Genomic DNA, 23,315 nt, shown 5'->3' with positions numbered 1-23,315 from the left:
GGCCGGGGCGCAGACGGCCGGGCCGTCCGGTCAGGCCAGGTCGGTGGGGCCGGTCAGGCCAGGTCGGTGAGGTCGTCGGCGTACACCTGCGAGAGCGGCTGCGGGCCCACGTACTGCTGGCAGTTGCACTGCCCCGGCTCGAAGCGGACCGGCTTCTTGGCCTCGTCCCAGGCCGTCGGCACCTCGACCCGTTCGTGACACCTGCCCTGCTTGTCGTGCTTGGCGAGGTGGTGGGTGCAGCCGCAGACCGGCTCCGGCGGCCGCTCGGCGGCCTCGACGGCCAGCCGCTCCCGGCGGGCGGCCTCCAGGAGTTCCAGCTTGCGGGTGTGCCGGTTGCGCAGCGCGGTGCGGGCGTTGTCGACGGCCCAGCCGAAGCCACCCGTCCAGAAGATGATGAGCACCCACCAGTACCACGCCATGAGACGCCCCCCTGTTTCCGGTCCTCGCGTCCGGCGTCCGGTGCCCGGTCCGCGTGTTCCGGCCAGGATAGGACCGCGGTCAGCGATGGGCGCCGCCGCCGAGGGAGAACAGCGGTTCCGGCGCGGGAACTCCGACCAGCACCCGCGCCACCCAGCGGCGGTGGGCGAACGCCTTGACGATCCCGATCAGCCCGGTGATCCAGGCGATCATCCCGAGTCCCATGATCAGCGCGACGAGCCCGTAGGGGTCCCCGAGCCCCTCCTCGGTCGCCGGGACGGCGATGCAGGTGTACAGCCCCAGTGCGCACAGCGCGTAGGACATCAGCAGCCAGAGCAGGGCGGCCCCCGGCTTCCGCAGCCGTACGTCCCGCTCCGGGTCGTGCGCCAACTCGCCCCAGGCGTGGAGCAGTCGGCGGATCTCGCGGTCGCGTCCCAGGCCGAGGCAGACGAGGGCGACCGCGGGCACCAGGCAGGCGACCCCCATGACCGCGAGGATCAGCGCGAGTACGACGCCGACCAGGTCGTAGTTCTCCTGGAACGTGATCATCGCCGTGCTGATCAACGACCAGCCCACCGCGCCGAGCACGCCCCACAGCCACAGCAGCACCAGCCGGCCCGGCGAGACGTGCCCGCGGACCAGCTCGCCGAGGACCACGGCCCGGTCGGCGAGCATGGCCTCGCGGTCCGGCCAGGCACGTATCTCCACAGGCGGTGGGGGCGGGGGAAGTTGGGTGTGCTGGGACATGGCCCGACCCTACCGAGCGGGTGTCGCGGCCCCGCGGGCGGCACGATGCGCCGATGCCGCCGGAATGCCATGCTGGGGAGGAACACACGGAGGTTCGCGATGGGGTTCTACGCCGAACGGATCGTGCCCCGGGTCGTCGACGCCGTCGGCGGGAGGAAGTCCGCCGAACCGTTGCGGCGCCGGGTCTGCGAGGGCCTGTACGGCGAGATCATCGAGATCGGCTTCGGCTCCGGGCACAACGTGCCCTTCTACCCGGAGGCCGTCACGGACGTGGCCGCGGTGGAGCCGTCCGACCTCGGCTGGAGACTGGCCCGCGACCGGATCGCCGAGGGATACGCCGCGGTGCGGCGCGTCGGGCTGGACAGTCAGTACCTGCCGTTCGACGACGCCACGTTCGACGGCGCGCTGTCCACCTGGACGCTGTGCACCGTTCCGGACGCCGACGCCGCGCTGCGCGAGGTGCGGCGGGTGCTCAAGCCCGGTGCGACGCTGCACTTCCTGGAGCACGGGCTGGCGCCGGAGGGGGACGAGGACGTGCGTCGCCTGCAGCACCGGCTCGATCCGCTGGAGCGGCGGCTCTTCGCGGGGTGCCGTCTGACCCGGCCGATCGCCGAGATGCTGACGGCCGCGGGCTTCACCGTGGTCGACCTCGACGAGTTCTACGAGAAGGGCGCGCCGCGAGCGATGGCCGCCGACTCGCTGGGCGTGGCGATGCGCTGACCTCCCCCGCGCCGGCCTCCCCGCCCGGCCTTTCCCGGGTCCGGCTTTTCCGGGTCCGGCCTTCCCGGGTCCGGGCCCGGGCCGGCCGGTGCCCTCCGGGCCCGGGCGGGACGGGCCGCCACGACGCGCCGTACCCGTCCCGGAGCCCGCTCCTCACCCTCGCGTCGGGCGGGGGGCGACCTGTTCGGCTCCTTCCCCGGCGTCCTTCGGCGAATGTCCCGCCGCGGCGACCGGAACGGTCCGGTCCGGTCGCGGGAGCAGCAGCAGGGCGGCCAGTGCCGCCGTCGCGAGCAGGCCCGCGCAGACCCAGAACGCCGCCGCGTATCCGGACGCCAGATCGGCCGGGCGCCGCCCGTCGCCGGTGACCTGCGCGGCAACGGTGACCAGGACCGCGAGCCCCAGGGAGCCGCCCACCTGGCGGGCACTGTTCAGCAGCCCGGAGGCCATGCCGGTCTCCTCGGGCGCGACATCGGTCGTGGCGGCGGTGCCGAGCGGTACGAAGCACATGCCGATGCCGACGCTGCTGACCAGGGACGGTACGAGGATCGAGAGCAGGAAACCGCCGTCGGCCCGCGCGGTCGCCGCGAACCCCGCCAGGCCGCATGCGGCGAGGACACCGCCCACCGCCAGCAGTCGTCTGGTGCCGAGTGCCGCGACCGTGCGGGTGGCGATGATCGAGCCCGCGACGACGCCCGCCGAGAACGGCAGGAAGGCGGCGCCTGCGGCGGTCGGCCCGTAGCCGAGCACGAGCTGCATGTAGAGCGAGACGAAGTAGAACGCGGCGAACTGGCCCGAACTCAGCAGCAGGGCGAAGAGATTCGCGGTGAGCACCGGTCGCCCCGCGAGCAGGCCGAGGCGGAGCAGCGGGGTTCCGGTCCGCAGTTCGACGGCGACGAAGACGATCAGCAGCAGCAGGGCGGCACCGAGCGTTCCCAGCGTCCGGGCGGATCCCCACGGGTGGGTCGAGGTGCCGACGAGCCCGAGGACGAGCAGGGTCGTGCCCCCGGTGGCCAGCAGCGCCCCGGTCACGTCGAGCCGGGCGCCGGTCCGGCCGGTGTCGGTCCGCAGTCCGGTGCGCGCGGCTCCCACCAGGGCGAACAGCACGATCGGCACGTTCACCAGCATGACCGCGCGCCAGCCCGCCGCGTCGGTGAGCAGGCCGCCGGCGAGCACGCCGACCGCACCGCCCGCCGCACCCGCCATGCCCCACAGCCCCAGTGCGCGGGAACGGGCGGGTCCGGCCGGGAAGGCCAGGGCGATCAGCGCGAAGCCGACCGGGGCGAGCGCGGCGGCGCCGACCCCCTGGACGGCTCGTGCGGCGATCAGCTCGCCGGGCGACCGGGCGAGCCCCCCGGCCAGGCTCGCGACGCCGAACAGCACGAGACCCGCCGTCAGTATCCGGCGGCTGCCGATCAGGTCCGCGAGGCGCCCGCCGAGCATCAGCAGCCCGCCGAAGGCCAGCGCGTAGGCGTTCACCACCCACAGCAGCCCGTCCGGTGTGAAGCCGAGTCCGCGCCGTATGTCCGGCAGCGCCACGTTCACCACGGACATGTCCAGCGCCACCAGGAACTGCACGGTGAGCGCCACCGCCAGCAGCCACCGCACATGTCGTGACTGGTCGTCCACAACGTCTCCTTTCCTTGCGCGTTCCTGCCCGGACACCCGGGCAGATGATTAATATACGCGTATAAAAAATGATCTCCCGAAGTCGGGGAGCGGGAACGGGAACGACCGGGGGACAATGCGGTGGTGCCAGGGACGACAGAAGACGCGCCGGAGCCGGAGAAGACCCCGAAGGCGGCGGAGAGGCCGACGACGGGCGGGAAACGAACCCCGCAGAAGCGGGCCGTCGGACGGCCCCGCAGGCTCGACCCGGACACGATGGTCGCCACCGCGCGCCGCATCATCGAGGAAGAGGGCGTGGACGCCCTGAGCATGCGGCGGGTGGCGAAGGAGCTCGGCTCCACGCCGATGGCGCTGTACCACTACGTGCGGGACAAGGACGAGCTGCTGATGCTCACCCTGTCGGGCACCGCGGACACCTTCCCCCGCCCCCCGCTGCCCGAGGACCCGCGCGAGCGACTCCTCGCGGTGGCGGTGCACATGCACGGCATCCTGGCCCGCATCCCGTGGGTGCTGGACGTGCTGGCGCTGGGCGAGCTGACCGACAAGAACGCGCTGTGGATGGTCGAGGAGATCGTCGACGCGGCCATCACCTGCGGCCTCTCCCCCGCCCGCGCGGTTTGCGCGTACCGGACGATCTGGAGCTACGTCTACGGCGACCTAATCTTCCGCAGGGCGGCCGAGCGACGGGCCGGGAATCCGCCGAGCACGCGGTACTTCCCCGAGATGATCACCGAGGAGGACGCCGGGGCGCTGCCCCGGCTCGCCGAGGTCAAGGACCGGTGGCGGGAGTACGCCGCCTCGTACGAGGTCGCCGAGCAGCTCGACGCGATCATCGACGGACTGCTCGGCCACGGGACCCGGCCCGCCCGGTCAGCCGACCGGCCCGACTGACCGGGCGCCCGGCCGCGCGGAGCCGATGCCGTTCCCGGGCGCGGAAGTGCGCACGGCCGGTATCGAGTGCCCGCGGAAGTGCGTACGGACGGTACCGGACGCGTGCCGAAGTGCGGACGGCCGGTACCGAGTGCGCGCGGAAGACGGACGGCCGGTACCGGACGCGCGCGAAAGGCGGCGTCCTCCCCGTTGGTCTCGGTGTCGCGATTCCGCCAGCACGCCGGGAGCCGGGCCTTCGAGACTGGGTGCCATGACCACATACACAGCTCGCCCCATTCCCCCCGCCGCGCTCGCGGAGCTCCGCGCCACCGACGACTCGGGCCGCCCCCTGCGGCCGTACACCGCACGCGAGGAGGGCGCTCCGATCGACTCCGTGGGCAGTCCGCTGCGCTGCTGCCTGCGGCCGATCGAACCGGGCGAACGAGTGGCCCTCGTCTCGTACGCGCCGCTGCGGCGCTGGGCCGCGGCCACGGACGCCGACCCCGGGGCGTACGACGAATCGGGGCCGGTGTTCATCCACGCCCAGGAGTGCGAGGGGCCACGTGACGCCCACTCCGGCTACCCGTTCGCACGGACCGGCGCACTGCGCACCCTGCGCCGCTACGACGCCGCGGGCCGCATCGTCGGGGGCCGCTGCTTCGAGATCCCCGAGGACGCCGGGAAGGGGTTCGACCGGGCCTTCGAGGAAGCCTTCGAGGACCCGGAGGTGGCACTCGTGCACGTGCGCGCCCTGGAATACGGCTGCTTCCAGTTCGAGGTGCGACGCCCGTAGGCCGGGTCCCCGAAGACACGGCGTCCCGGAGGACCCGGCCCAGGCCCTCCGGCGACCCGCGGAAGACCGCGGACGGGCTCGCGGACAGCCCACGGGCAGCCCGCGAACGGGACCTTCTCGGACGGACTCCCGGACAGCTCTCAGAACCCGTCGGCGGACTCCACCGCGGCCACGGACTCGAAGCGCCAGCGGTGCACCGCCCGGGTGACGAGTTCCGGCGCCGGCTCGGGAAGTTCGGGCAGCGCCGCGGCCGGGTCCGCGTCCCACCAGGTGATGACGAGGACCCGGTCCTGCGCGGCGCGCAAGAACTCCCGCCGCAGCGGCTCGCCGGCCAGTTCCGCGGCGCGGGCGCGCGCCCACTCCAGGAGTTCGGGGCCCCGGCCCGTGACGGCGCGGGCTTCCCACATCAGCGCGACCGTCGTCCCGCCCGCACCACGCTCATCGCCGGTGACGTCCGTCTCGCCCGTGCCGCCCATACTGCCCGTACCGTGCGTGCCGCTCATGAGTACAGGTTGTCCTTGCTGATCTCGTGCACATGGTCGTGATCGTGGGCATGACCGTGCGCATGGGCGCCGGGGACGTGGGTGTCGGTCACCGGCAGCGACGAGTCCGCGGACAGCTCCAGATCCGAGTGGGGCCTGTTCCGGGCCACCATCTCGGCGCCCAGTGCCGCGACCATCGCGCCGTTGTCCGTGCACAGCCCCGGCCGCGGCACCCGCAGCCGGATACCGGCCCGCTCGCACCGCTCCTCGGCCAGCGCCCTCAGCCGCGAGTTGGCGGCGACACCGCCGCCGATCATCAGGTGGTCGACGCCCTCGTCCTTGCAGGCCCGCACGGCCTTGCGGGTGAGCACGTCCACCACGGCCTCCTGGAAGGACGCCGCCACATCCCGTACCGGCACCTCCTCGCCCGCCGCCCGTTTGGCCTCGACCCAGCGGGCCACCGAGGTCTTCAGGCCGGAGAAGGAGAAGTCGTACGCGGGATCGCGCGAACCGCTCAGCCCGCGCGGGAACGCGATCGCCGCCGGATCGCCTTCCCGTGCCAGCCGGTCGATGACCGGGCCGCCGGGAAAGCCGAGGTCCAGCACCCGGGCGATCTTGTCGAACGCCTCGCCCGCCGCGTCGTCGATGGTCGCGCCCAGGGGCCGCACGTCGTTGGTGATGTCCGGCGCGAGAAGCAGCGAGGAGTGGCCGCCGCTGACCAGCAGCGCCATCGTCGGCTCGGGCAGCGGACCGTGTTCCAGCTGGTCGACGCAGATGTGCGAGGCCAGGTGGTTCACCCCGTAGAGCGGCTTGCCCAGCGCGTACGCGTACGCCTTCGCGGCCGAGACGCCGACCAGCAGCGCGCCCGCGAGGCCGGGCCCGGCCGTGACGGAGATCCCGTCGAGGTCGCGGGCGCTGATCCCGGCCTCCTTCAGGGCCCGCTCGATGGTGGGGACCATCGCCTCCAGGTGCGCGCGGGAGGCGATCTCCGGGACGACGCCGCCGAAGCGGGCATGCGTGTCGACGCTGGAGGCGACGGCGTCGGCGAGCAGGGTCGTGCCGCGGACGATGCCGACGCCGGTCTCGTCGCAGGAGGTCTCGATGCCGAGTACGAGCGGTTCGTCAGCCATCAGTCAGTCTCTGTTTCCTGTGCGGTCTCTGTTTCCCGCGCGATCCCCGGTACGGGTTCGGTGCCGTCCTCGGTCAGGCGCAGGCGCATGACGAGCGCGTCGACGTTGCCCGGCTGGTAGTAGCCGCGGCGGAAGCCGATCGGTTCGAAGCCGAAACGTTCGTACAGCTTCTGCGCCCGGGTGTTGTCGACGCGGACTTCGAGGAGCACCTCGGCGCACTCGAAGGCCGTGGCGTGCTTCAGCAGGTCGGTGAGGAGCGCGGAACCGAGGCCGCCGCCCCAGTGGTCGCGGCCGACGCCGATGGTCTGCACGTCGGCGAGGTCGCCGGCCGCGGCCAGACCGGCGTAACCGGCGATCCGGCCGGTGGCGGGGTCCTCCGCGACGACGTAGCGGCGGGTGGCCCGCGGCCCCCGGGAGTGCGCCAGCTCGGACCAGAACATCCCGGCCGACCAGGCGTCGTCCGGGAACAGCTCGTGTTCGAGCTCCAGCACCGGACCGATGTCCCACCAGCGCATCTCGCGCAGTACGGCAGTCGTGCTCGTCACTTCGGGGTGACCACCTTGTAGTTCTTCGGAACCTGGGCGTCGGGCCTGCGCAGGTAGAGCGGCTGCGGCGGCAGCAGTTCGGCGCCCGCGGCGAGCCGTTCGGCGGCGAGCGCGGCGAGCGCGCCCGCGGACACGTGCTCGGGGCCCCGGGCGTCCGGGAACGCCTCGGGGTAGAGCACCGCGCCCGCCCCGACGACGGGGATTCCGGCGAGCCGCTCGGCGATGTCGGCGGGGCGGTCGACGGCGGGGCCCTCGGAGCGGGTACGGGAATCCTCGTACCGCGCCCAGTAGACCTCCTTGCGACGGGCGTCCGTCGCGACGGCGAACGGCCCCTCCAGACCGGCCCGCCCGGCGGCGTACGCGAGACCGTCCAGGGTGCACAGCCCATGCACCGGAACGGAGAGCACCGAGCCGAAGGTGGCGGCCGTCACCAGGCCGACCCGCAGCCCGGTGTACGGGCCCGGGCCGACGCCCACGACCACGCCCGTCACGGCGTCGAGCTTCGTCCCGGCCTCGGCGAGGACCCGGTCGACGGCGGGCAGCAGCAGTTCCCCGTGCCTTCGGGCGTCGACCTGCCCGTACTCGGCGACGACGGAGGTTCCGTCGTGCAGGGCGACGGTGACGGCGGGGGTGGCGGTATCCACGGCGAGCAGGAGCACGCAAACAGCCTACGGCTCCCGCGACCGGTGTACCGCGCCCCGTCCGGCGTCCCGGTACGACCGGCCCCGGCTGCTACCGTCACCGTGCACACGCGTGTACGACGTAACGACGTACACGCTTGTAGTACAGGCGCCGACCCGCTTGCACTACAGACGCAGAGACGCGGATACGACGGACGCAGGGCGAAAGGGGCGCGCACGGTGGCTAGGGGCAGCTCGGGAATCGTGGCCGGGCTCACCGCGGCGGCGCTCGCCGTGGTCGGCGTCCTGGCGTACCAGGCATCGGCGAGCGCGCCCGCCTCCGTCGCCGCGCCCGGACCCACGGCCTCCGTCAGCGCCACCGGGCACGCGAAGCCGGAGAAGACCAAGGAGCCCCCGGCCGCGCTCCCGGCCGGGTCCGGGACCGGCAAGCGCCTGGTGTACGCGCTGGCCGACCGCCGGGTGTGGCTCGTGGACGAGTCCGGGAAGGTGCTCAGGACCTTCCCGGTCATGCCGAGCGCGCTGAATCCGCAGCCCGGCACGTACCAGGTGGCCACTCCGCGCCAGGGGCCGCCCACCAAGGGTTCGGACGGCGTGATGATCGAGCACGTGGTGCGGTTCGCGACGGTGGACGGGGTGTCCGTGGGTTTCAGCGCGGCCGTGGACGGCTCGATGAAGAGCCCGGACCCCGCTCTGAAGACGGGCGGCGTGCGGATGTCCCGGGCCGACGGGAACGCGGTGTGGGACTTCGCCGCGGTGAGCACCGCGGTGGTCGTCGTCCCGTAGTCGCGGACACACGCGCGGGCCGGAGGTGTCTTCGGACGGACCACCGCCGACGCCCCGCCACCCGTGGTCGCGGACACACGCACGGACCGGAAACCCGGCTGTCCCGGCCGTCAGCCCGCCCGGCCGTCAGCCGGCCCGGTGGGCGGGGGCGGGGGCGGGCCCGGTCTCGCACTCCTCGGTGCCGGACGGCTCGGCGCCGTCCTCGGTGCCGGACGGCTCGGCGCTTTCCGGGGTGCGGTCCCCGGACGGCGGGGGCGGGGTCGAGACGGCCGTGGCCGCGGCGCAGGCCGCCAGCAGGTCGCTCATCGACGGTGACGGCACTTCACGTTCGGCGGACATCGTCATGGATGCCTCCTGAGGCTCCGGTGGAAGGCGTTGTTAGGCAGACCTAACCCGCTCTCGTCCTCCATGTGACCACGGCGTCCCCGCCCGGCGCAACAATATGCCGACACGCTGTCGGAAAGTGGTATCGGGCCCGTCACCCGGCAGCCCCCAGAGCCTGCCGGGTGGCCTCCGCCGGGCCAGAGATCACCCGGCGGGCTCTCAGTCGCCCAGCGCCTCGCGCGTCTCCGCCAGCCCCGCCCAGCGCGGGCCTACGCCGACCAGGGTCACCGTGCGCCGCTCGTCGTCCGTGTCGCCGACCGCCCGGTGGATCAACACCCGCAGCCGGTCCTGGGACAGCTCCTCGACCTTGCCGTCGCCCCACTCCACGACCACCACCGACTCCGGCAGCGACACGTCGAGGTCCAGGTCCTCCATCTCGTCGAGGCCACCGCCCAGGCGGTACGCGTCGACGTGGACCAGTGCCGGACCGCCGGTCAGCGAGGGGTGGACGCGAGCGATCACGAAGGTCGGGGAGGTGACGGCGCCGCGCACGCCGAGCCCCTCGCCGAGGCCCCGGGTCAGCGTCGTCTTCCCGGCGCCGAGCTCACCGGTGAGCATCACGAGGTCGCCGGGGCACAGCATCCGGGCGAGTCGGCGGCCCAGGTCCTGCATCCGTTCGGGGGAATCGACGGACAGGGAGACGGTGACGGTGTCCGGCCCGGCGCCCTCGGCCGCCTCGGCCACCGGGCTGTTGTGCGGTGCTTCCATGTCCGCCAACGTTAGACCAACCGGCGGACGACGGGAGGCGACGTCGCGCGCCCGCCCAGGACGCGGCATCGCGTACGCACGCAGGAAGCGGCATCGCGCGCACCGGAGGCGACATCACGTACGCGCACCGGAGGCAGCGGCGCGCACGTACCCCGAAGGCGGCATCGCGCGCACCGGAGGCGGCGGTGTCGCGCGACGCGCCCTCAGCCGCCGCCCGGGTGTCGGTCGGTCCCGGTCGCCGAGGGCACCGCTCCGGCGCGCACCAGCAGGTCGGCCAGCCGGTCCGTCACCGTCTCCGGGTGCTCCAGCATCACCAGGTGGCCGCCGTCCGGGACGATGACCAGTTCCGCTTCGGGCAGTTGGTCGGCGATGGCCTCGCTGTGCGAACTGGGCGTCACCAGGTCCTTGTCGCCGGCCAGGATCAGCACCGGGACGTCGCGGAACGCGGGCAGCACACCGCTCTTGTCGTATTCGGTGAATGCCGGGTAGAACTCGGCGACCACGTCGATCGGGGTGGACTCGATGAGCCGTTCGGCGAACCGTTCGACCGCCGGGTCGACGTCCCGCGATCCGAACGAGTAGCGCTTGATCAGCCCGGCGAACAGGTCGGCGGTGGCCCGTCGGCCGCGCTCCACCAGCTCGGCCTGGGAGCCGAGCGCCCGGAGCACCCCCGGCAGCACCCTCCGCACCGCGTTGACGCCCGCGACCGGCAGTCCGAAGCTGACCTCGCCGAGCCTGCCGCTCGACGTGCCGACGAACGCGACGGCGGCGACCCGGTCCCGGAAGAGCCGCGGGTACTGGTCCGCGAGCGCCATCATCGTCATGCCGCCCATCGAGTGCCCGACCAGCACCAGCCTGCCCTCCGGCGCGGACGCGTCGATGACCGCCTTCAGGTCCCGGCCGAGCTGGTCGATGCCGACCGTCACCCCGTCCGCCTGGCCCCGGCCCCGCTCGGAACGGCCGTGGCTGCGCTGGTCCCAGTGGACGGTGCGGACCAGGCCGCGCAGCGCCGCCCGCTGGAAGTGCCAGGAGTCCTGGTTGAGGCAGTAGCCGTGGCTGAAGACGACGGTGACGGGCACCGGGGCCTTGCGGCCGAAGAGCCTGCGGCGGCGGGTGCCGTTGCCCGTGGTGGCGTCGGTGCCGTCCGCCCCGGTCCCCGCCCCGCCGTCCGCCCCGATACCCGTGCCGCCGTCCGGTTCGACCTCGTCGACCTCGTAGTACAGCTCGGTTCCGTCGTCGGCGACGGCCCTGCCCGGAAGTCCGCGCAGCGACCCGTACGGACCGGAGGCGTCCAGGGCCAGCCGTGCCCGTCTGCGCATGCCGCGGCCCACGGTCAGCCGCTCGACCGCGACACCGGCCGCCGCGCCCGCCGCGAGCACGCCTATGGCGGCCCCGGCGATCCCGGCCCGGCGCCAGCCCACCGCCGTGGCGGCGTCCGCCACCGCGTCCCCCGCGCTGATCTCGCTCACCGTGCCGCGCTCCTCGTCGGTCGTGGTCGGTCGTCTCCGCCGGGCCGGGGCCGGCCCGTCCCGGTCCTGATCAGATCGTGCCCGGTCGGCGGTGCCCGATCGGTCAGGACCCGGCCGGGGTGGCGTGCAGATGGACGCGCGGCACCCGGGAGCCGATCCGGGTGATGATCTCGTAGGCGATCGTGTCGGCGGCCCGCGCCCAGTCCTCGGCGGTCGGCTCGCCCCGGTCACCCGGGCCGAAGAGGACGGCCTCGCTGCCCACCTCGACCGTGTCGCCGTCGAGGTCGACGACGAACTGGTCCATGGCCACCCGGCCGGCGACCCGCCGCCACGCGCCGCCGACCAGGACGGGCCCGCGCCCGGAGGCGTGGCGCGGGATGCCGTCCGCGTAGCCGACCGGCACCAGGCCCAGGGTGGTCTCGCGGGGTGTCGTGTAGTGGTGGCCGTAGCTGATGCCATGACCGGCCGGCACCTGCTTGACCAGGGCGATCGACGCGGCGAGCGTCATGACGGGGCGCAGCCCGAAGTCCGCCGGGGTGCCCAGTTCGGGACTCGGCGAGAGCCCGTACATCGCGATCCCGGTCCGTACGAGATCGAAGTGGGCCTCGGGGATGGTCAGCGTCGCCGGGGAGTTGGCGATGTGACGCACCTCGGGGTCGACGCCCTCCTTCCCGGCGTAGTCGACCATGTCCCGGAAGGCGGTCAGCTGGGCGGCGATCGAGGGGTGGCCAGGTTCGTCGGCGCAGGCGAAGTGGGACCAGAGGCCGGTGATCCGGAGGGTTCCCGCCTCCTCCGCGGCGCGGGCCGCGGACACCAGCTCGGGCCAGTCGGCGGGCTGGCAGCCGTTGCGTCCGAGGCCGGTGTCGGCCTTGAGCTGGACACGGGCCGGAATTCCGGCCTCCGTGGCCGCGGCGACGACCTCGCGCAGCGCCCACATCCCGCTGACCGACACGTCGACGTCGGCCTCGATCGCCTCCCGCCAGGGCCCGCCCGGCGTCCACAGCCAGCACATCACCCGGCCGCCGAGTCCGGCGGCCCGCAGGGCGAGCGCCTCCTGCGGTGTGGCGGTGCCCAGCCAGGTCGCCCCGGCCTCCAGCGCGGCGCGGGCGCAGGGCACCGCCCCGTGCCCGTACGCGTCGGACTTGACGACGGCCATGAGTTGCGCACCGGCCGCCCGGGCGCGCAGCGCGCGCACATTCGCGCGCAATGCGGCGAGGTCGATCTCGGCTCGGGCTCTCAAGGACGCTGTCTCGTTCATCGCGCCCAGTCTCTCAGAGCCGCGCGCCGGGCCCTTCGGGCAGCGGCCGGAGCGGACCCCCGGTGCGGGCCGGGGACCGCCCAGGTGGTGCGGGCGTCCACCCCGGAACCCGACCGGAGACCTTCGATCGGAAAGCAGGCATGGCACTACGCTTGCGATTCCAAGGCTCCGAGCGTGTGCGTGCGCGTCAGCACGTGGCCGCCCGGTCAGAGGGCACCCGGCAGGCTCTCAGAGCCTGTCGGGTGGCCTTCGGCAGGCTCTCAGCGGTGGTGGCGCAGTTCGTGCTCCAGATGGTCGACGAGAACCGGGACATGGCTGTGCGGGACGTCCTTGACCGCCGTGACCAGCGTCACCGGGCCGCCCTCGCGGACCAGGTGCACCAGCTTGTCGACCGCCGCCGTGTGGACGGGGTCGGCCAGCTCGGCCCGGTAGCGGTCCGCGAAGGTGTCGTAACGGGTGCCGGTGCGGTCCTCGTGGTACCAGGAGCGCAGTTCCTTCGACGGGGTGACGTCCTTGAGCCACTCGTCGATCCCGGCCCGTTCCCTGGACACGCCACGCGGCCAGAGCCGGTCGATCAGGACGCGGGTGCCGTCGTCGTTCTCCTGCGGGTCGTACACCCGGCGTACGCGCACGTCGTCGGTGCCGCCGCTGCCTCCGCTGCTGCTGCTGCCCACGATCGGTCCTCCTGTCGGTGCGGGGCGGGACCCGCCCGGAGCGGGCCGCCGTCGTCGTTCCGGCCGGGCCCCATCTCCCGTCGCTCCCGTCGCTCCCGTGCCCAGGATCGCTCAGGCGCGGACGTCCCGCCACGCCTGCGGGAGCGCGTCCGCGACGTCCTGCGCGGCGACGGGCGATCCGTCGGCGGCGTGCCGGGCGGCCAGGCCGTGCAGGTACGCGCCGACGGACGCGGCGTCGCGCGGGGCGAGGCCCGCCGCCAGCAGGGAACCGGTCAGGCCGGACAGGACGTCGCCGCTGCCTGCCGTGGCCAGCCAGGACGTGCCGGTCGGGTTGACCCGCGCCGGGACGTCCCGGTCGTGGGCGGCGACCAGGGTCGTCGAACCCTTCAGCAGGACCGTGGCCCGGTGGCGGTCGGCCAGCTCGCGCACGGCGGCCAGCCGCCCGGCCTCGACCTGTTCGCGGGGGACGCCGAGCAGGGCGGCGGCCTCCCCCGCGTGCGGGGTCAGCACGGTCGGCGCGGTGCGGGCGCGTACGGCGTCGGGGTCGAGCAGCCGCAGCCCGTCCGCGTCCACGAGCACCGGGACGTCGGTCGCCAGCACATCACGGACCGCGTCCGCGGCGTCCGCCCCGTCGCCGAGGCCGGGCCCCACCACCCACGCCTGCACCCGGCCCGCCCTCGACGGGGGGCCCATGTGCACCAGCGTCTCCGGATGTGCCGCGATCACCGCGTCGCCGCCCGGACCGACGTACCGCACGGCCCCGGCCCCGCCCCGCAGCGCCCCGGACACGGCGAGCACCGCCGCCCCCGGATAGCGGGCCGACCCGGCGACGATGCCGACGACGCCGCGCCGGTACTTGTCGCTCTCGGCCGCGGGCACCGGCAGCAGCGCGGCGACATCCGCGTACTGCAACGCCTCCAGGTCGGGCACCTCGGGCAGTTCGGGCCCGAGCCCGATGTCGACGAGGCGCAGCGCGCCGGCCAGCTCGGCGGCGGGGTCGACGAGCAACCCGGGCTTGTACGTGCCGAACGTGACGGTCGCGTCGGCGCGCACCGCGTCACCGAGCACCTCGCCGGTGTCTGCCTCCACCCCGCTGGGCAGGTCCACGGCGACGACGGCGGCACCGGTCGCGCCGAAGGCCCGCACCAGTGCGGCGGCACCGGGGCGCAGCCCGCCGCGCCCGCCGATGCCGGTGATCCCGTCCACGACGAGATCGACGTGCCCGCCCCATGCGGCCATCACCACGGCGTCCGCCTCCGCGTCGGGTGACGGTCCGCCGCCCTTCGCGTCCGTCGCCACCTCGTCCGCCGCGTCCCGGTCCGTCGCGTCCCGGTCCGTCGGGTCCCGGTCCGTCGTGTCCCGGGAGGGGCGGCCGTCTCCGGCACCCCGCTCCCCCGGACCGGGTCCCGTCCCCACCACGCGCCCGCCCGCCGCGAGCAGCGCGGCGAGGCCGCCCGGGTGGGCCCGGCCCGGCGAGGTGAGCACGGCGCGCACCCCGGCGCCCCGGCGGGCCAGCCGGGCGCCCGCGTAGAGCGCGTCGCCCCCGTTGTCACCGCTGCCGACGAGCAGGACGACCCGCGCCCCGTACACCCGTCCGCGCCGCCGCAGCACATCGCCGCAGGCCGCGGCGAGCCCCGCCGCGGCGCGCTGCATCAGGGCGCCCTCGGGCAACCGGTCCATCAGGGCGCGCTCGGCGGCCCGCACGGTCCGAACGCTGTACGCGGTACGCATATGTGCTCAACCCTCCTCGACCGTCCGTCACCGCACATCGCACGCGCCGCACACGACGCTCTCCGTCGCCGTGCGCGGCGTTTCCCGTGCCGTGCTCAACCCTCCGCGATCACCACGGCCGACGCCACCCCCGCATCGTGGCTGAGCGACACGTGCCAGTGCCGGACGCCCAGCTCGGCGGCGCGCGCGGCGACCGTGCCGCGGACCCGGAGCCGGGGCTGCCCGCTGGCCTCGACGTACACCTCGGCGTCCGTCCACAGCAGGCCGCCCGGCGCGCCGAGCGCCTTGGCGATGGCCTCCTTGGCCGCGAACCTGGCGGCGAGCGAGGCGATGCCGCGCCGCTCGCCGCCGGGCAGCAGCAACTCCCGTTCCAGGAAGAGCCGGTCGGCCAGGTGCGGCGTACGCTTCAGCGCCGCGTCGAACCGTTCGATCTCGGCCACATCGATCCCCACCCCGATGATCACACGCGTTCCCTCTTCGCTCGCTCGTCCGACGCTCTGTTTCACGCGTGACACGCACGCACGCGGCACGTCTCACGCATGGAAGAAAGCTAGTGCTACTCCACGGTCACGGACTTCGCCAGATTGCGCGGCTGGTCCACGTCGTTGCCGCGGGCCGTCGCGAGTTCGCAGGCGAAGACCTGCAGGGGCACGGTCGACACCAGCGGCTGGAGCAGCGTGGGTGTCACCGGGATCCTGATCAGGTGGTCGGCGTAGGGGATCACCGTGTCGTCGCCCTCCTCGGCGATGACGACGGTGCGGGCGCCACGGGCCCTGATCTCCTGGATGTTCGACACGATCTTGTCGTGCAGCACCGAGCGGCCGCGGGGCGAGGGCACGATCACGACGACCGGCAGGCCGTCCTCGATGAGCGCGATCGGCCCGTGCTTGAGCTCTCCCGCCGCGAAGCCCTCGGCGTGCATGTAGGCGAGTTCCTTGAGCTTGAGCGCGCCTTCCAGGGCGACCGGGTAGCCGACGTGGCGGCCCACGAAGAGCACCGTGTCGTGGTCGGCGAGGGACCGGGCGAGTGCCCGGACGGGTTCCATGGCCCCCAGGACGCGGGCGACCGAGCCGGGCATCTCGGAGAGCTGGCGGACGACGGTGCGGATCTCGTCGCCCCACTTGGTGCCGCAGTTCTGGCCCAGGTACAGGGCGACCAGGTAGCAGGCGACCAGTTGGGTGAGGAACGCCTTGGTGGAGGCGACGGCGACTTCCGGTCCGGCGTGTGTGTAGAGCACGGCGTCGGATTCGCGCGGGATGGTGGAGCCGTTCGTGTTGCAGATGGCCAGGACCTTCGCGCCCTGTTCGCGGGCGTGCCGTACGGCCATCAGGGTGTCCATCGTCTCGCCGGACTGCGAGATCGCGACGACCAGGGTGCGCGCGTCGAGGATCGGGTCGCGGTAGCGGAACTCGCTGGCCAGCTCGGTCTCGCAGGGAATCCGGGTCCAGTGCTCGATGGCGTACTTGGCGATCATCCCGGCGTGGAACGCGGTGCCGCAGGCGACGACGACGACCTTGTCGACCTCCCGGAGTTCGTGGGGCGCGATCCGTACCTCGTCGAGGCGGAGCGCGCCCGAGCCGTCGATCCGCCCGAGTAGGGTGTCGGCCACGGCCCGGGGCTGGTCCTCGATCTCCTTGTGCATGAAGGAGACATGGCCGCCCTTCTCGGCGGCGGAGACGTCCCAGTCCACGTGGTAGCCGCGGACGTCGGCGGGCCGCCCGTCGAAGTCGGTGACGGTGACGCCCTCCCGGCGCAGCTCCACCACCTGGTCCTGGCCCAGCTCGATCGCGGAGCGGGTGTGCGCGATGAACGCCGCGACGTCGGAGGCGAGGAACGACTCGTCCTCCCCCAGCCCCACCACGAGCGGCGAGTTGCGCCGGGCCCCGACCACCGTGTCGGGCGCGTCCGCGTGCACGGCGACCAGGGTGAAGGCGCCCTCCAGCCGTCGGCAGACCTGACGCATGGCCTCCGCCGGGTCCGCGCACGACGAGAACGCCTCGGCGAGGAGGTGGGCGACGACCTCGGTGTCGGTCTCGGACGCCAGGTCGTGGCCGCGTTCGGCGAGTTCGGCGCGCAGGGCGGCGAAGTTCTCGATGATCCCGTTGTGCACGACGGCGACCCGGCCCGCGTTGTCCAGATGCGGGTGGGCGTTCACGTCGGTGGGTGCGCCGTGGGTGGCCCAGCGGGTGTGCCCGATCCCGGTGGTCCCGGCCGGGAGCGGGGCCTCGGCCAGTGCCTTCTCCAGATTGACGAGCTTGCCCGCCCGCTTGGCCGCGGCCAGCCCGCCGTCCGCGAGCACGGCGATGCCCGCCGAGTCGTAGCCCCGGTATTCGAGGCGCTTGAGCCCCGCGACGACGACATCCTGCGCCGACTGCCCGCCGACGTAACCGATGATCCCGCACATACCGTTTCCTTCCCTGCGCACCGACTCACTCTGCCGCATTCGCCCCTTTTCTCCGCATCGTCGCAGAAGCCGGGGCGCCCGGCAGGGGAAGCCGTGACGGGAGGGGCGGCACCGACGAGGGCGGCGACAGCCGCGGGGCGGTCCGTCAGGCAGGTACGCCGGGGCCCCCGCACCGCCCGCTCGCCCGATGCGCGGGGCCGCCCCGGGCGGATCCGAGCCCACGGAAGGCCTCCAACACACCCGACCGCGTTCGGCATCCGGGGCGAGGTACGTCCGCCAACGGGCGTGCCGGGGAGCACGACCTTGCAACCGCTCCGGCCCGGCGGGTTCAGCCAAGACCAATGCTCCACACGTCTCCGTGCCCCAGCCATCCGTCGCGCTCCTCGTGATCGTTATTGACCAGAACGGACACCTTGGTCGCACGCGAGCGGTACTCAAGGAAATCACCTTGATCAACGAATTCGAGAACGGGAGGATGCGGCAGCCTTTCCAGCTCCGCACGCAACTCATCCCATGCGAGATATCGGGCGAAATCATCTCCCATGGCAACGCGCCAACGATCGGCCACATCACTGCGGGCGGCCAACCTGTGCAGTTCGACGGCTCCCCCGGAAACGCTCCAGACCTGGTCGAGATTGAGGTAGAACTCAATGAATCCGTAGTCGCGCCTCATCGAATCGCCGTCCTCGTCGACAACATCCACAAAGTCGCAGATAATATTTTGCCGAAGATTCGCGAGAGTGGAGCCGATACCGACTCCGTACAGTCGCCCCGTCGCAATGAATGAGGCGATCATTTCAGCACCTCTCACGGCCATCCCTCCAATTTTTCAATGAGCGCCTGCATTTCATCTGCCCGATTCTTCTTGTTTCCCCAGTTATGATCAAGCATATGCTCCCGGGCCGATCTGGCCTTGACAAGGAGGTCGGAGCGGAGCTTGGGATCGGTGCGCACCGCATCCACTGCCGCTTGGACGCTCTTTTCCGATGCCCAGCCTTGCTCAAGCCTAATTGGTTCACCCGCGATGTTACCTTTTTCGTCCACGAACACATGCACTTCGTCCTCAAGACCGGGCTTCTTCTTGAGTGGAATATGAATATGAGCACCTTTGGTTGCCCAGTCGGACGCCACGGGAGATACACGTATCCTGCAAGGCTTCAGCCCTAACGGGTCAGCCATTGTGTGCGGATTATCCACATACGTCACGGCGTTGGGCGCAGGATCGAGACCCAAGGGGTCGGAGGTCACATAGCGAGCCGTTTCGGGGTCGTAGTACCTGTGGACGTTGTAGTGCAGACCGGTTTCGGGGTCGAAGTACTGGCCGGGGAAGCGGAGTGGCGTATACGCCGCACTCTTCGCCGCCCACGTTGTCGTACCCCAAAGTGTGGTGCGTGTGCACCAGGCCAGTTTCCCCGATTCGTCGATGAGTTCGCGCGGGGTGCCGATCAGATCGGTAACGATTGCGAAGAACCGCTCGTCAACGACCTCTTGACAGGAATCGTCTGCGAAAATGCGCTCCACCTGGACAGACGGACGCATGCCGTCATGATCCCATGTGAGTGTGACGGGCCCGAGCAAACTTCCCCCAGTAGTCCGCTGCTCGCAGAGCTGTGCGTCGTCCCAGGTGAAGCAGGTCTGCTCCAGCACAACGTCGCCGTCGCCGGCAAGGCGTCGCTTGGCCGTACGACGGCCCAGCGGGTCGTGTCCGCTCCAGGTTCGCCAAGTCCCGGACCTTCTTCGGGTACCGCGCCTCCTCCAGGTCCTTCTTCATCGCGACGATCTTGCCGCCCGCGCGCAGGACCTGGTCCGCCTTCTCCAGGAACTCCGGTTTGGGGATGCGTGTACGGCCCTCCACCTTGTAGACCTGGTCCTCGCCGTAGCCGATCGCGGCGCCCAGTTCCTTCGCCCGCATCCCCGCCGACTCACGTCACAGCCGGATCTGACGTCCGACAGCCGCGATCACCGGACCCGAGCCGTCCACCTGGTCGAAATCCCGCTCGGCGTCATCCACTGCGTCATCCGCTGCCTCGTCCGCCGCGCAGTTCCCGCCGTGCTCGTCCGCGTCCCTGTCCGCCATACGGCACCCGCTTTCGTTCCGCGCCCGCGCGTTGTGCGCCCGACGCCGTACCTGGAGGACAGCCCCGCGTCACCACCAGGCGGTCACTGCCCGTACCCGTTCCCTTGCGGTTCAGCGTAGGCAGCAACGGACACGCGGCACGGCGCCAACCGAGAAGTCACCCAACCGCGTGTCATCGGCTCCCTGTTCGCAGCCGCCGCTGCCCGTCCTACCGGTGGCGGGTCGCGCGGCCCACGCTCATGTACGTGAAGCCCGCGTCCAGCATCGCCGTGGACTCCAGCAGGTTGCGGCCGTCGAAGAACAGCGGGTGGCGCATGCGGCGGGCGGCGGCGGGCCAGTCGACGTCCACGAGTTCGGGCCATTCGGTGACGAGTACGGCGGCGTCGGCGTCCGACACGGCGTCGTCCACGGTGTCGTGACGGGTGGTCGAGGACCAGGGCTGGACCGGGCCGGGACGGGCCATCGGGTCCCAGCAGGTGACCTCCGCGCCCTCGGCGAGGAGGCGGGAGGCGATGACGGCACTGGGGGCCTCGCGCATGTCGTCCGTGCCGGGCTTGAACGTGAGGCCGAGCAGGGCGACCCGGCGGCCCCGCAGGCCGCCGAGTTCGGACTTCAGCCGCTGGATGGCGCGCCGGGGCTGGAGTTCGTTGACCTCGATGACGGCGTTGAGGAGCTGGAAGGGGTAGCCGGAGTTGCTGGCCATCGCCCGCAGAGCGCGTGAGTCCTTCGGGAAGCAGGAACCGCCGTAGCCGAGACCGGCGTTCAGGAAGTACGGGCCGAGCCGGTGGTCGCGGCCGATCGCGCGGGCGACGTGTTCGATGTCCGCCCCGGTCGCCTCGCACACGGTCGCGATCTCGTTGATGAAGGTGATCTTGGTGGCGAGCAGGGCGTTGGCGGCGAGTTTGACCATCTCGGCCGATGCGACGTCCATGGTCTCGACCGGCCCGTCGACTCCCGCGTAGAGCCCCTCCACCCAGCGGGCCGTGGCCTCGTCAAAGGCGCCGATCACCACCCGGTCGGGGCGCAGGAAGTCGTCCACCGCGCTTCCCTCGGCGGTGAACTCGGGGTTCGAGGCGTAGCCGACGTGGTGCAGCCCTGCCTCGTCGAGGGCGACTCGCACCCGGTCCCCGGTGCCGACCGGCACCGTGCTCTTGACCACGACCGCGACGAGGTGCGAGGCGGTGTCCTTGAGCGCGTCGACAACGGCCCAGACCCGGGAGAGGTCGGCGTCGCCGGATGCCGTGGGCGGGGTGTCCACACACACGTACACCACTTCGGCGTCCCGTACTGCCTCGTGCACGTCGAGGGTGAACGAGAGCCGTTCCTTGTTCCGGAGGATCAGGTCGCCGAGGCCGGGCTCGAAGAACGGGACGTCGCCGGAGCGCAGCAGGTCGATCCGCTCGGGCTGGATGTCACGTACCACCACCCGGTGGCCGAGTTCGGCGAAACAGGCCCCGGTGACCAGGCCGATGTAGCCCGCGCCGAACACGGCGACCCGCCGGGGCGAATGGGGAAGAGGAAGGGGAAGGGCAGGGGAATGGGGACGGGGAAGCGATGCGGAAGGGAGGGGGGCGGAGGGCAGGGCTGCGGTGTCAGTCATGGAGGGTGGGTGTCCTTCGGCCGACGCCCGTGACGTCAGCCACGGCGTCGTTGGTTTCTCGGATGGTTGCGGGCGGTGCGTTCGTTGCCGAACTTGTAGGAGCCGGTCCAGCGGGCCATGACGGCCTGTTCGTCTCCGGCGGCCACCTCTTCGACGAACCGGGCGGCGCGGTCGCCGCGCAGGGTGGTGGCCTTCCGGCCGCGGTGCGTGATGACGACGGTGCCGTCGGCGCGGTTCTCGTAACTGAATCCAGAGGGTGCGGGCATGCCGGGACTGTGCCTCATCTCGGTCGGTGCCGCCAGACGAACAGCGGCGGCCGCGGGTCGGCTCGGGTCGGTGCGCGTGGCGGAACGGGGACGTCAGTTGGCGTGGCCGGCATGTGTCGGGGCGGGCAGGCGTCGGGGCAGCGGGAGGGGCAGCGGGACGCCGCCCTCCTCGCGGGCCAGCAGGTCGCGGGCGAAGCGCCGGACGAGGGGGTGCAGTCGGTAGCCGGGCCCGCCGCCGAGATCGACCGGCTCGGTCCAGTGCGCCTCGGCGAGGCCGGCGAGCAGGTCCTCGGCCCGTTCCGGGGGTACGCCCAGGGCGCGGGCGGTGGTGCCCGGGGGTACGGGGTGCGGTCCCAGCGCCGACTGGAACCGCAGAGCGCGTCGGCTCGGCGGGGCGAGCAGGCGGTAGCCGGCCATCAGGCTTTCGCGCAACGACAGGTCGGCAAGGTCGAGTTCGGCAAGTGTGCGGTGGGGTGCGGTCAGCCGGTCGGCGAGCTTCGCGAGGGGCCACAGCGGGCGTGCGCCGGCCCGCAGTCCGGCGATGCGCAGCGCCAGCGGCAGCCCCGCGCACATCTCCACGACGTCGGCAGTGGCCCGGGGTTCGGCAGCGGTGCGGGAGCGCCCCGCCAGCATGCCGAACAGTTCGTGGGCATCGGCCGTGGGCAGCGGGTTCAGCGGGGTGCGGCCGACGCCGTCGAGGGCGTACAGCGCGTTGCGGCTGGTGATCAGAGCCGCGCAGCCCTCGGTGACCGGAAGCAGCGGGCGCAGTTGGCGTTCGTCGGCCGCGTCGTCGAGGACGAGCAGCAGCCGCCGGTCGGCGATCCGGGTGCGGTAGGTCCGTACGCGGTCGTCGAGCCCGGCCGGGATCCGGCCGGGGGGTGTGCCGAGCAGCCTCAGCAGTTCGGCGAGCGCGACCGCGGGGTCGAGCGGTTCCGGTCCGGATCCGCGCAGGTCGAGGTGGACCTGACCGTCCGGGTAGCGGTGTCTGACCCGGTGCGCGGTCCGCAGTGCCACTGCCGACTTGCCGACGCCGACCATGCCGGTCACGGTGTGCACGGCGGGTTCGCCGCCGCGTGGCCGGTGGTCGCTCAGGGCCGTGCTCAGTCGCATCACCTCCTGTTCGCGTCCGACGAAGTCGGTGGGTGCGGGCGGGAGTTCGGCGGGCGGGGGCGGGGCGACGGTGGGGGCGGCGGTGGCGGACGCCGTTGCCCGGGCGGGGCGCGGGTGCAGGGACGGGTGCCCGGTGAGCAGCGCCTGGTGCAGTCGCTGGAGTTCGGCGCAGGGGTCGAGCCCGAGTTCCTCGGCGAGCGTGGCGCGGGCGGCCCGGTAGGCGGCCAGCGCGTCGGCCTGCCGACCTGCCCGGTACAGCGCGGTCATGAGCCTGGCCCGCAGCCCCTCGCGGAGCGGGTGGGCGGCGATGGTCGCGATGAGCTCGGGGATGAGTTCGGTGTGCCGTCCGAGTTCCAGGTCGGCGTCCATCCGCTGTTCGAGCACGACAAGTCGCTCTTCCTCCAGCCGGGCGCGCTCGACGTCGACGAGTGGTTCGCAGACCCCGCCCAGCGCCTCGCCCCGCCAGCAGGCGAGGGCGTGGCGCAGGGCGTCGGCCGCGGTCCGCGGGTCGCCCGCGTCCAGCGCGGCGGCGCCGTGCGCCGCCCGTTCCCGGAAGGCGAGCAGGTCGACGTGGACCCCGTGCTCCGGCAACCGGACGAGGTAGCCGGGGCGGCGGCGCTCCACATCGATCCCGGCGCCGAGCAGCCGGCGCACCCGGGAGGCGTACGTGTGGATCTGGGCGGAGCAGGTGGCGGGGGGACGGTCGCCCCATAGCAACGCGGTGAGTTCGGTGTCGGCGACGACCCGGCCCCGGGCGATCAGCAGGGCGGCCAGGACCGTTCTGGGCTTGGCACCCCCCAGGTTGAGGGGGGCGCCGTCGCGGTGGGCCTCCACCGGCCCGAGCAGGTTCAGGTGCAGGATTTCCGTCGCGGCCACGGGG

General features: G+C 72.8%; 24 protein-coding genes and 2 pseudogenes. 4 read left to right on the top strand and 22 right to left on the bottom strand.

Going from position 1 to position 23,315, the window contains the following annotated elements; translation table 11 throughout:
* Positions 1-53: 53 nt before the first annotated feature.
* Both ACF1CT_RS13020 and ACF1CT_RS13015 read right to left on the bottom strand, forming a co-directional pair.
* Positions 54-419, bottom strand: a complete 366-nt coding sequence (locus ACF1CT_RS13020) for a hypothetical protein (RefSeq protein WP_391783862.1) — start codon at positions 417-419, stop codon at positions 54-56.
* A gap of 79 nt (positions 420-498) precedes the next feature.
* Positions 499-1,164 (bottom strand): hypothetical protein, encoded by a 666-nt coding sequence (locus tag ACF1CT_RS13015; protein WP_391783861.1) that lies wholly within the window; start codon positions 1,162-1,164, stop codon positions 499-501.
* Positions 1,165-1,263: 99 nt separating this feature from the next.
* Between ACF1CT_RS13015 and ACF1CT_RS13010 the strand changes: the two genes are divergently transcribed.
* The gene (locus tag ACF1CT_RS13010; protein WP_391783860.1) at positions 1,264-1,884 is read left to right on the top strand and encodes a class I SAM-dependent methyltransferase; all 621 of its coding nucleotides are present in this window, start codon (positions 1,264-1,266) and stop codon (positions 1,882-1,884) included.
* A gap of 153 nt (positions 1,885-2,037) precedes the next feature.
* On the opposite strand, the gene ACF1CT_RS13005 is transcribed toward ACF1CT_RS13010, so the two are convergent.
* Positions 2,038-3,510, bottom strand: a complete 1,473-nt coding sequence (locus ACF1CT_RS13005; RefSeq protein WP_391783859.1) for an MFS transporter — start codon at positions 3,508-3,510, stop codon at positions 2,038-2,040.
* A gap of 123 nt (positions 3,511-3,633) precedes the next feature.
* Here ACF1CT_RS13005 and ACF1CT_RS13000 point away from each other — a divergent pair, with 123 nt between their 5' ends.
* Positions 3,634-4,401, top strand: coding sequence for a TetR/AcrR family transcriptional regulator (locus tag ACF1CT_RS13000; RefSeq protein ID WP_391783858.1), 768 nt, complete (start codon positions 3,634-3,636; stop codon positions 4,399-4,401).
* A gap of 250 nt (positions 4,402-4,651) precedes the next feature.
* Positions 4,652-5,173 (top strand): DUF1203 domain-containing protein, encoded by a 522-nt coding sequence (locus tag ACF1CT_RS12995; protein ID WP_391783857.1) that lies wholly within the window; start codon positions 4,652-4,654, stop codon positions 5,171-5,173.
* A 140-nt stretch (positions 5,174-5,313) separates the two neighbouring features.
* Here the strand turns inward: ACF1CT_RS12995 and ACF1CT_RS12990 are convergent, their stop codons facing one another.
* The 4 genes from ACF1CT_RS12990 to tsaB all read right to left on the bottom strand — a co-directional run bounded on the left by ACF1CT_RS12990 (position 5,314) and on the right by tsaB (position 7,989).
* Positions 5,314-5,580, bottom strand: coding sequence for a hypothetical protein (locus tag ACF1CT_RS12990; RefSeq protein ID WP_391783971.1), 267 nt, complete (start codon positions 5,578-5,580; stop codon positions 5,314-5,316).
* A gap of 92 nt (positions 5,581-5,672) precedes the next feature.
* Positions 5,673-6,785: a tRNA (adenosine(37)-N6)-threonylcarbamoyltransferase complex transferase subunit TsaD gene (gene tsaD, locus ACF1CT_RS12985; RefSeq protein ID WP_391783856.1), complete on the bottom strand. Its 1,113-nt coding sequence runs from the start codon at positions 6,783-6,785 to the stop codon at positions 5,673-5,675.
* Entirely contained in the window at positions 6,785-7,330 is a 546-nt protein-coding gene (gene rimI / locus ACF1CT_RS12980; RefSeq protein WP_391783855.1) for a ribosomal protein S18-alanine N-acetyltransferase, read from the bottom strand. The genes tsaD and rimI overlap by 1 nt, the downstream gene beginning before the upstream one ends.
* On the bottom strand, positions 7,327-7,989 hold the full coding sequence (tsaB, locus tag ACF1CT_RS12975) for a tRNA (adenosine(37)-N6)-threonylcarbamoyltransferase complex dimerization subunit type 1 TsaB (protein WP_391783854.1): 663 nt from the start codon (positions 7,987-7,989) through the stop codon (positions 7,327-7,329). The genes rimI and tsaB overlap by 4 nt, the downstream gene beginning before the upstream one ends.
* Before the next feature lie 201 nt (positions 7,990-8,190).
* Here tsaB and ACF1CT_RS12970 point away from each other — a divergent pair, with 201 nt between their 5' ends.
* Positions 8,191-8,754 carry a hypothetical protein gene (locus ACF1CT_RS12970; protein WP_391783853.1) on the top strand — a complete coding sequence of 188 codons (564 nt, stop codon included), beginning with the start codon at positions 8,191-8,193 and terminating at the stop codon, positions 8,752-8,754.
* A 126-nt stretch (positions 8,755-8,880) separates the two neighbouring features.
* Here ACF1CT_RS12970 and ACF1CT_RS12965 read toward each other — a convergent pair whose 3' ends face one another.
* From ACF1CT_RS12965 to ACF1CT_RS12895, 15 genes and pseudogenes are all read right to left on the bottom strand, one after another.
* A complete protein-coding gene (locus ACF1CT_RS12965; protein ID WP_391783852.1) occupies positions 8,881-9,099 on the bottom strand; it encodes a hypothetical protein in 219 nt (72 codons plus the stop codon).
* Between the two features lie 198 nt (positions 9,100-9,297).
* On the bottom strand, positions 9,298-9,846 hold the full coding sequence (gene tsaE / locus ACF1CT_RS12960) for a tRNA (adenosine(37)-N6)-threonylcarbamoyltransferase complex ATPase subunit type 1 TsaE (RefSeq protein WP_391783851.1): 549 nt from the start codon (positions 9,844-9,846) through the stop codon (positions 9,298-9,300).
* A gap of 203 nt (positions 9,847-10,049) precedes the next feature.
* Positions 10,050-11,315: an alpha/beta fold hydrolase gene (locus ACF1CT_RS12955; protein WP_391783850.1), complete on the bottom strand. Its 1,266-nt coding sequence runs from the start codon at positions 11,313-11,315 to the stop codon at positions 10,050-10,052.
* 103 nt (positions 11,316-11,418) lie between these two features.
* Positions 11,419-12,573 (bottom strand): alanine racemase, encoded by a 1,155-nt coding sequence (gene alr / locus ACF1CT_RS12950; RefSeq protein WP_391783849.1) that lies wholly within the window; start codon positions 12,571-12,573, stop codon positions 11,419-11,421.
* A 260-nt stretch (positions 12,574-12,833) separates the two neighbouring features.
* Entirely contained in the window at positions 12,834-13,247 is a 414-nt protein-coding gene (locus ACF1CT_RS12945) for a DUF488 domain-containing protein (protein WP_391783848.1), read from the bottom strand.
* Between the two features lie 111 nt (positions 13,248-13,358).
* Complete coding sequence (locus ACF1CT_RS12940; protein ID WP_391783847.1) at positions 13,359-14,978, bottom strand: NAD(P)H-hydrate dehydratase; 1,620 nt, start codon at positions 14,976-14,978, stop codon at positions 13,359-13,361.
* Between the two features lie 95 nt (positions 14,979-15,073).
* The gene (locus ACF1CT_RS12935; RefSeq protein WP_376237407.1) at positions 15,074-15,442 is read right to left on the bottom strand and encodes a holo-ACP synthase; all 369 of its coding nucleotides are present in this window, start codon (positions 15,440-15,442) and stop codon (positions 15,074-15,076) included.
* Between the two features lie 92 nt (positions 15,443-15,534).
* On the bottom strand, positions 15,535-17,382 hold the full coding sequence (gene glmS, locus ACF1CT_RS12930) for a glutamine--fructose-6-phosphate transaminase (isomerizing) (RefSeq protein WP_391783846.1): 1,848 nt from the start codon (positions 17,380-17,382) through the stop codon (positions 15,535-15,537).
* A gap of 328 nt (positions 17,383-17,710) precedes the next feature.
* On the bottom strand, positions 17,711-18,178 hold the full coding sequence (locus ACF1CT_RS12925; RefSeq protein WP_391783845.1) for a hypothetical protein: 468 nt from the start codon (positions 18,176-18,178) through the stop codon (positions 17,711-17,713).
* A gap of 356 nt (positions 18,179-18,534) precedes the next feature.
* Positions 18,535-19,086 (bottom strand): annotated as a pseudogene (locus tag ACF1CT_RS12920) (RHS repeat-associated core domain-containing protein); the annotation flags it as partial.
* Positions 19,087-19,177: 91 nt separating this feature from the next.
* Positions 19,178-19,297, bottom strand: a pseudogene (locus tag ACF1CT_RS12915) (helix-turn-helix domain-containing protein); the annotation flags it as partial.
* Between the two features lie 12 nt (positions 19,298-19,309).
* The gene (locus ACF1CT_RS12910) at positions 19,310-19,459 is read right to left on the bottom strand and encodes a hypothetical protein (protein ID WP_391783844.1); all 150 of its coding nucleotides are present in this window, start codon (positions 19,457-19,459) and stop codon (positions 19,310-19,312) included.
* Positions 19,460-19,667: 208 nt separating this feature from the next.
* Positions 19,668-21,059, bottom strand: a complete 1,392-nt coding sequence (locus ACF1CT_RS12905; RefSeq protein ID WP_391783843.1) for a UDP-glucose dehydrogenase family protein — start codon at positions 21,057-21,059, stop codon at positions 19,668-19,670.
* Positions 21,060-21,094: 35 nt separating this feature from the next.
* Positions 21,095-21,325: a hypothetical protein gene (locus ACF1CT_RS12900; protein WP_391783842.1), complete on the bottom strand. Its 231-nt coding sequence runs from the start codon at positions 21,323-21,325 to the stop codon at positions 21,095-21,097.
* 93 nt (positions 21,326-21,418) lie between these two features.
* The gene (locus ACF1CT_RS12895; protein ID WP_391783841.1) at positions 21,419-23,311 is read right to left on the bottom strand and encodes a BTAD domain-containing putative transcriptional regulator; all 1,893 of its coding nucleotides are present in this window, start codon (positions 23,309-23,311) and stop codon (positions 21,419-21,421) included.
* Positions 23,312-23,315 lie beyond the last annotated feature (4 nt).

This window comes from Streptomyces sp. NPDC014734 (assembly GCF_043083325.1).
Classification (GTDB): domain Bacteria; phylum Actinomycetota; class Actinomycetes; order Streptomycetales; family Streptomycetaceae; genus Streptomyces.
Note: the sequence above shows the minus strand (reverse complement) of the source record. Positions and strands in the feature narration are given on the sequence as shown.

Excerpts from the sequence above, each read along its gene's own strand:
- ACF1CT_RS12965 (WP_391783852.1), bottom strand. The coding sequence starts at position 9,099 with ATGACGATGTCCGCCGAACGTGAAGTGCCGTCACCGTCGATGAGCGAC.
- alr (WP_391783849.1), bottom strand. The coding sequence starts at position 12,573 with ATGAACGAGACAGCGTCCTTGAGAGCCCGAGCCGAGATCGACCTCGCC.
- ACF1CT_RS12905 (WP_391783843.1), bottom strand. The coding sequence starts at position 21,059 with ATGACTGACACCGCAGCCCTGCCCTCCGCCCCCCTCCCTTCCGCATCG.
- glmS (WP_391783846.1), bottom strand. The coding sequence starts at position 17,382 with ATGTGCGGGATCATCGGTTACGTCGGCGGGCAGTCGGCGCAGGATGTC.
- ACF1CT_RS12995 (WP_391783857.1), top strand. The coding sequence starts at position 4,652 with ATGACCACATACACAGCTCGCCCCATTCCCCCCGCCGCGCTCGCGGAG.
- ACF1CT_RS12990 (WP_391783971.1), bottom strand. The coding sequence starts at position 5,580 with ATGTGGGAAGCCCGCGCCGTCACGGGCCGGGGCCCCGAACTCCTGGAG.
- ACF1CT_RS12940 (WP_391783847.1), bottom strand. The coding sequence starts at position 14,978 with ATGCGTACCGCGTACAGCGTTCGGACCGTGCGGGCCGCCGAGCGCGCC.
- ACF1CT_RS13010 (WP_391783860.1), top strand. The coding sequence starts at position 1,264 with ATGGGGTTCTACGCCGAACGGATCGTGCCCCGGGTCGTCGACGCCGTC.
- tsaD (WP_391783856.1), bottom strand. The coding sequence starts at position 6,785 with ATGGCTGACGAACCGCTCGTACTCGGCATCGAGACCTCCTGCGACGAG.
- ACF1CT_RS12900 (WP_391783842.1), bottom strand. The coding sequence starts at position 21,325 with ATGCCCGCACCCTCTGGATTCAGTTACGAGAACCGCGCCGACGGCACC.
- ACF1CT_RS13015 (WP_391783861.1), bottom strand. The coding sequence starts at position 1,164 with ATGTCCCAGCACACCCAACTTCCCCCGCCCCCACCGCCTGTGGAGATA.
- tsaE (WP_391783851.1), bottom strand. The coding sequence starts at position 9,846 with ATGGAAGCACCGCACAACAGCCCGGTGGCCGAGGCGGCCGAGGGCGCC.
- ACF1CT_RS12910 (WP_391783844.1), bottom strand. The coding sequence starts at position 19,459 with ATGGCGGACAGGGACGCGGACGAGCACGGCGGGAACTGCGCGGCGGAC.
- ACF1CT_RS12925 (WP_391783845.1), bottom strand. The coding sequence starts at position 18,178 with ATGATCGCCTCATTCATTGCGACGGGGCGACTGTACGGAGTCGGTATC.
- ACF1CT_RS13020 (WP_391783862.1), bottom strand. The coding sequence starts at position 419 with ATGGCGTGGTACTGGTGGGTGCTCATCATCTTCTGGACGGGTGGCTTC.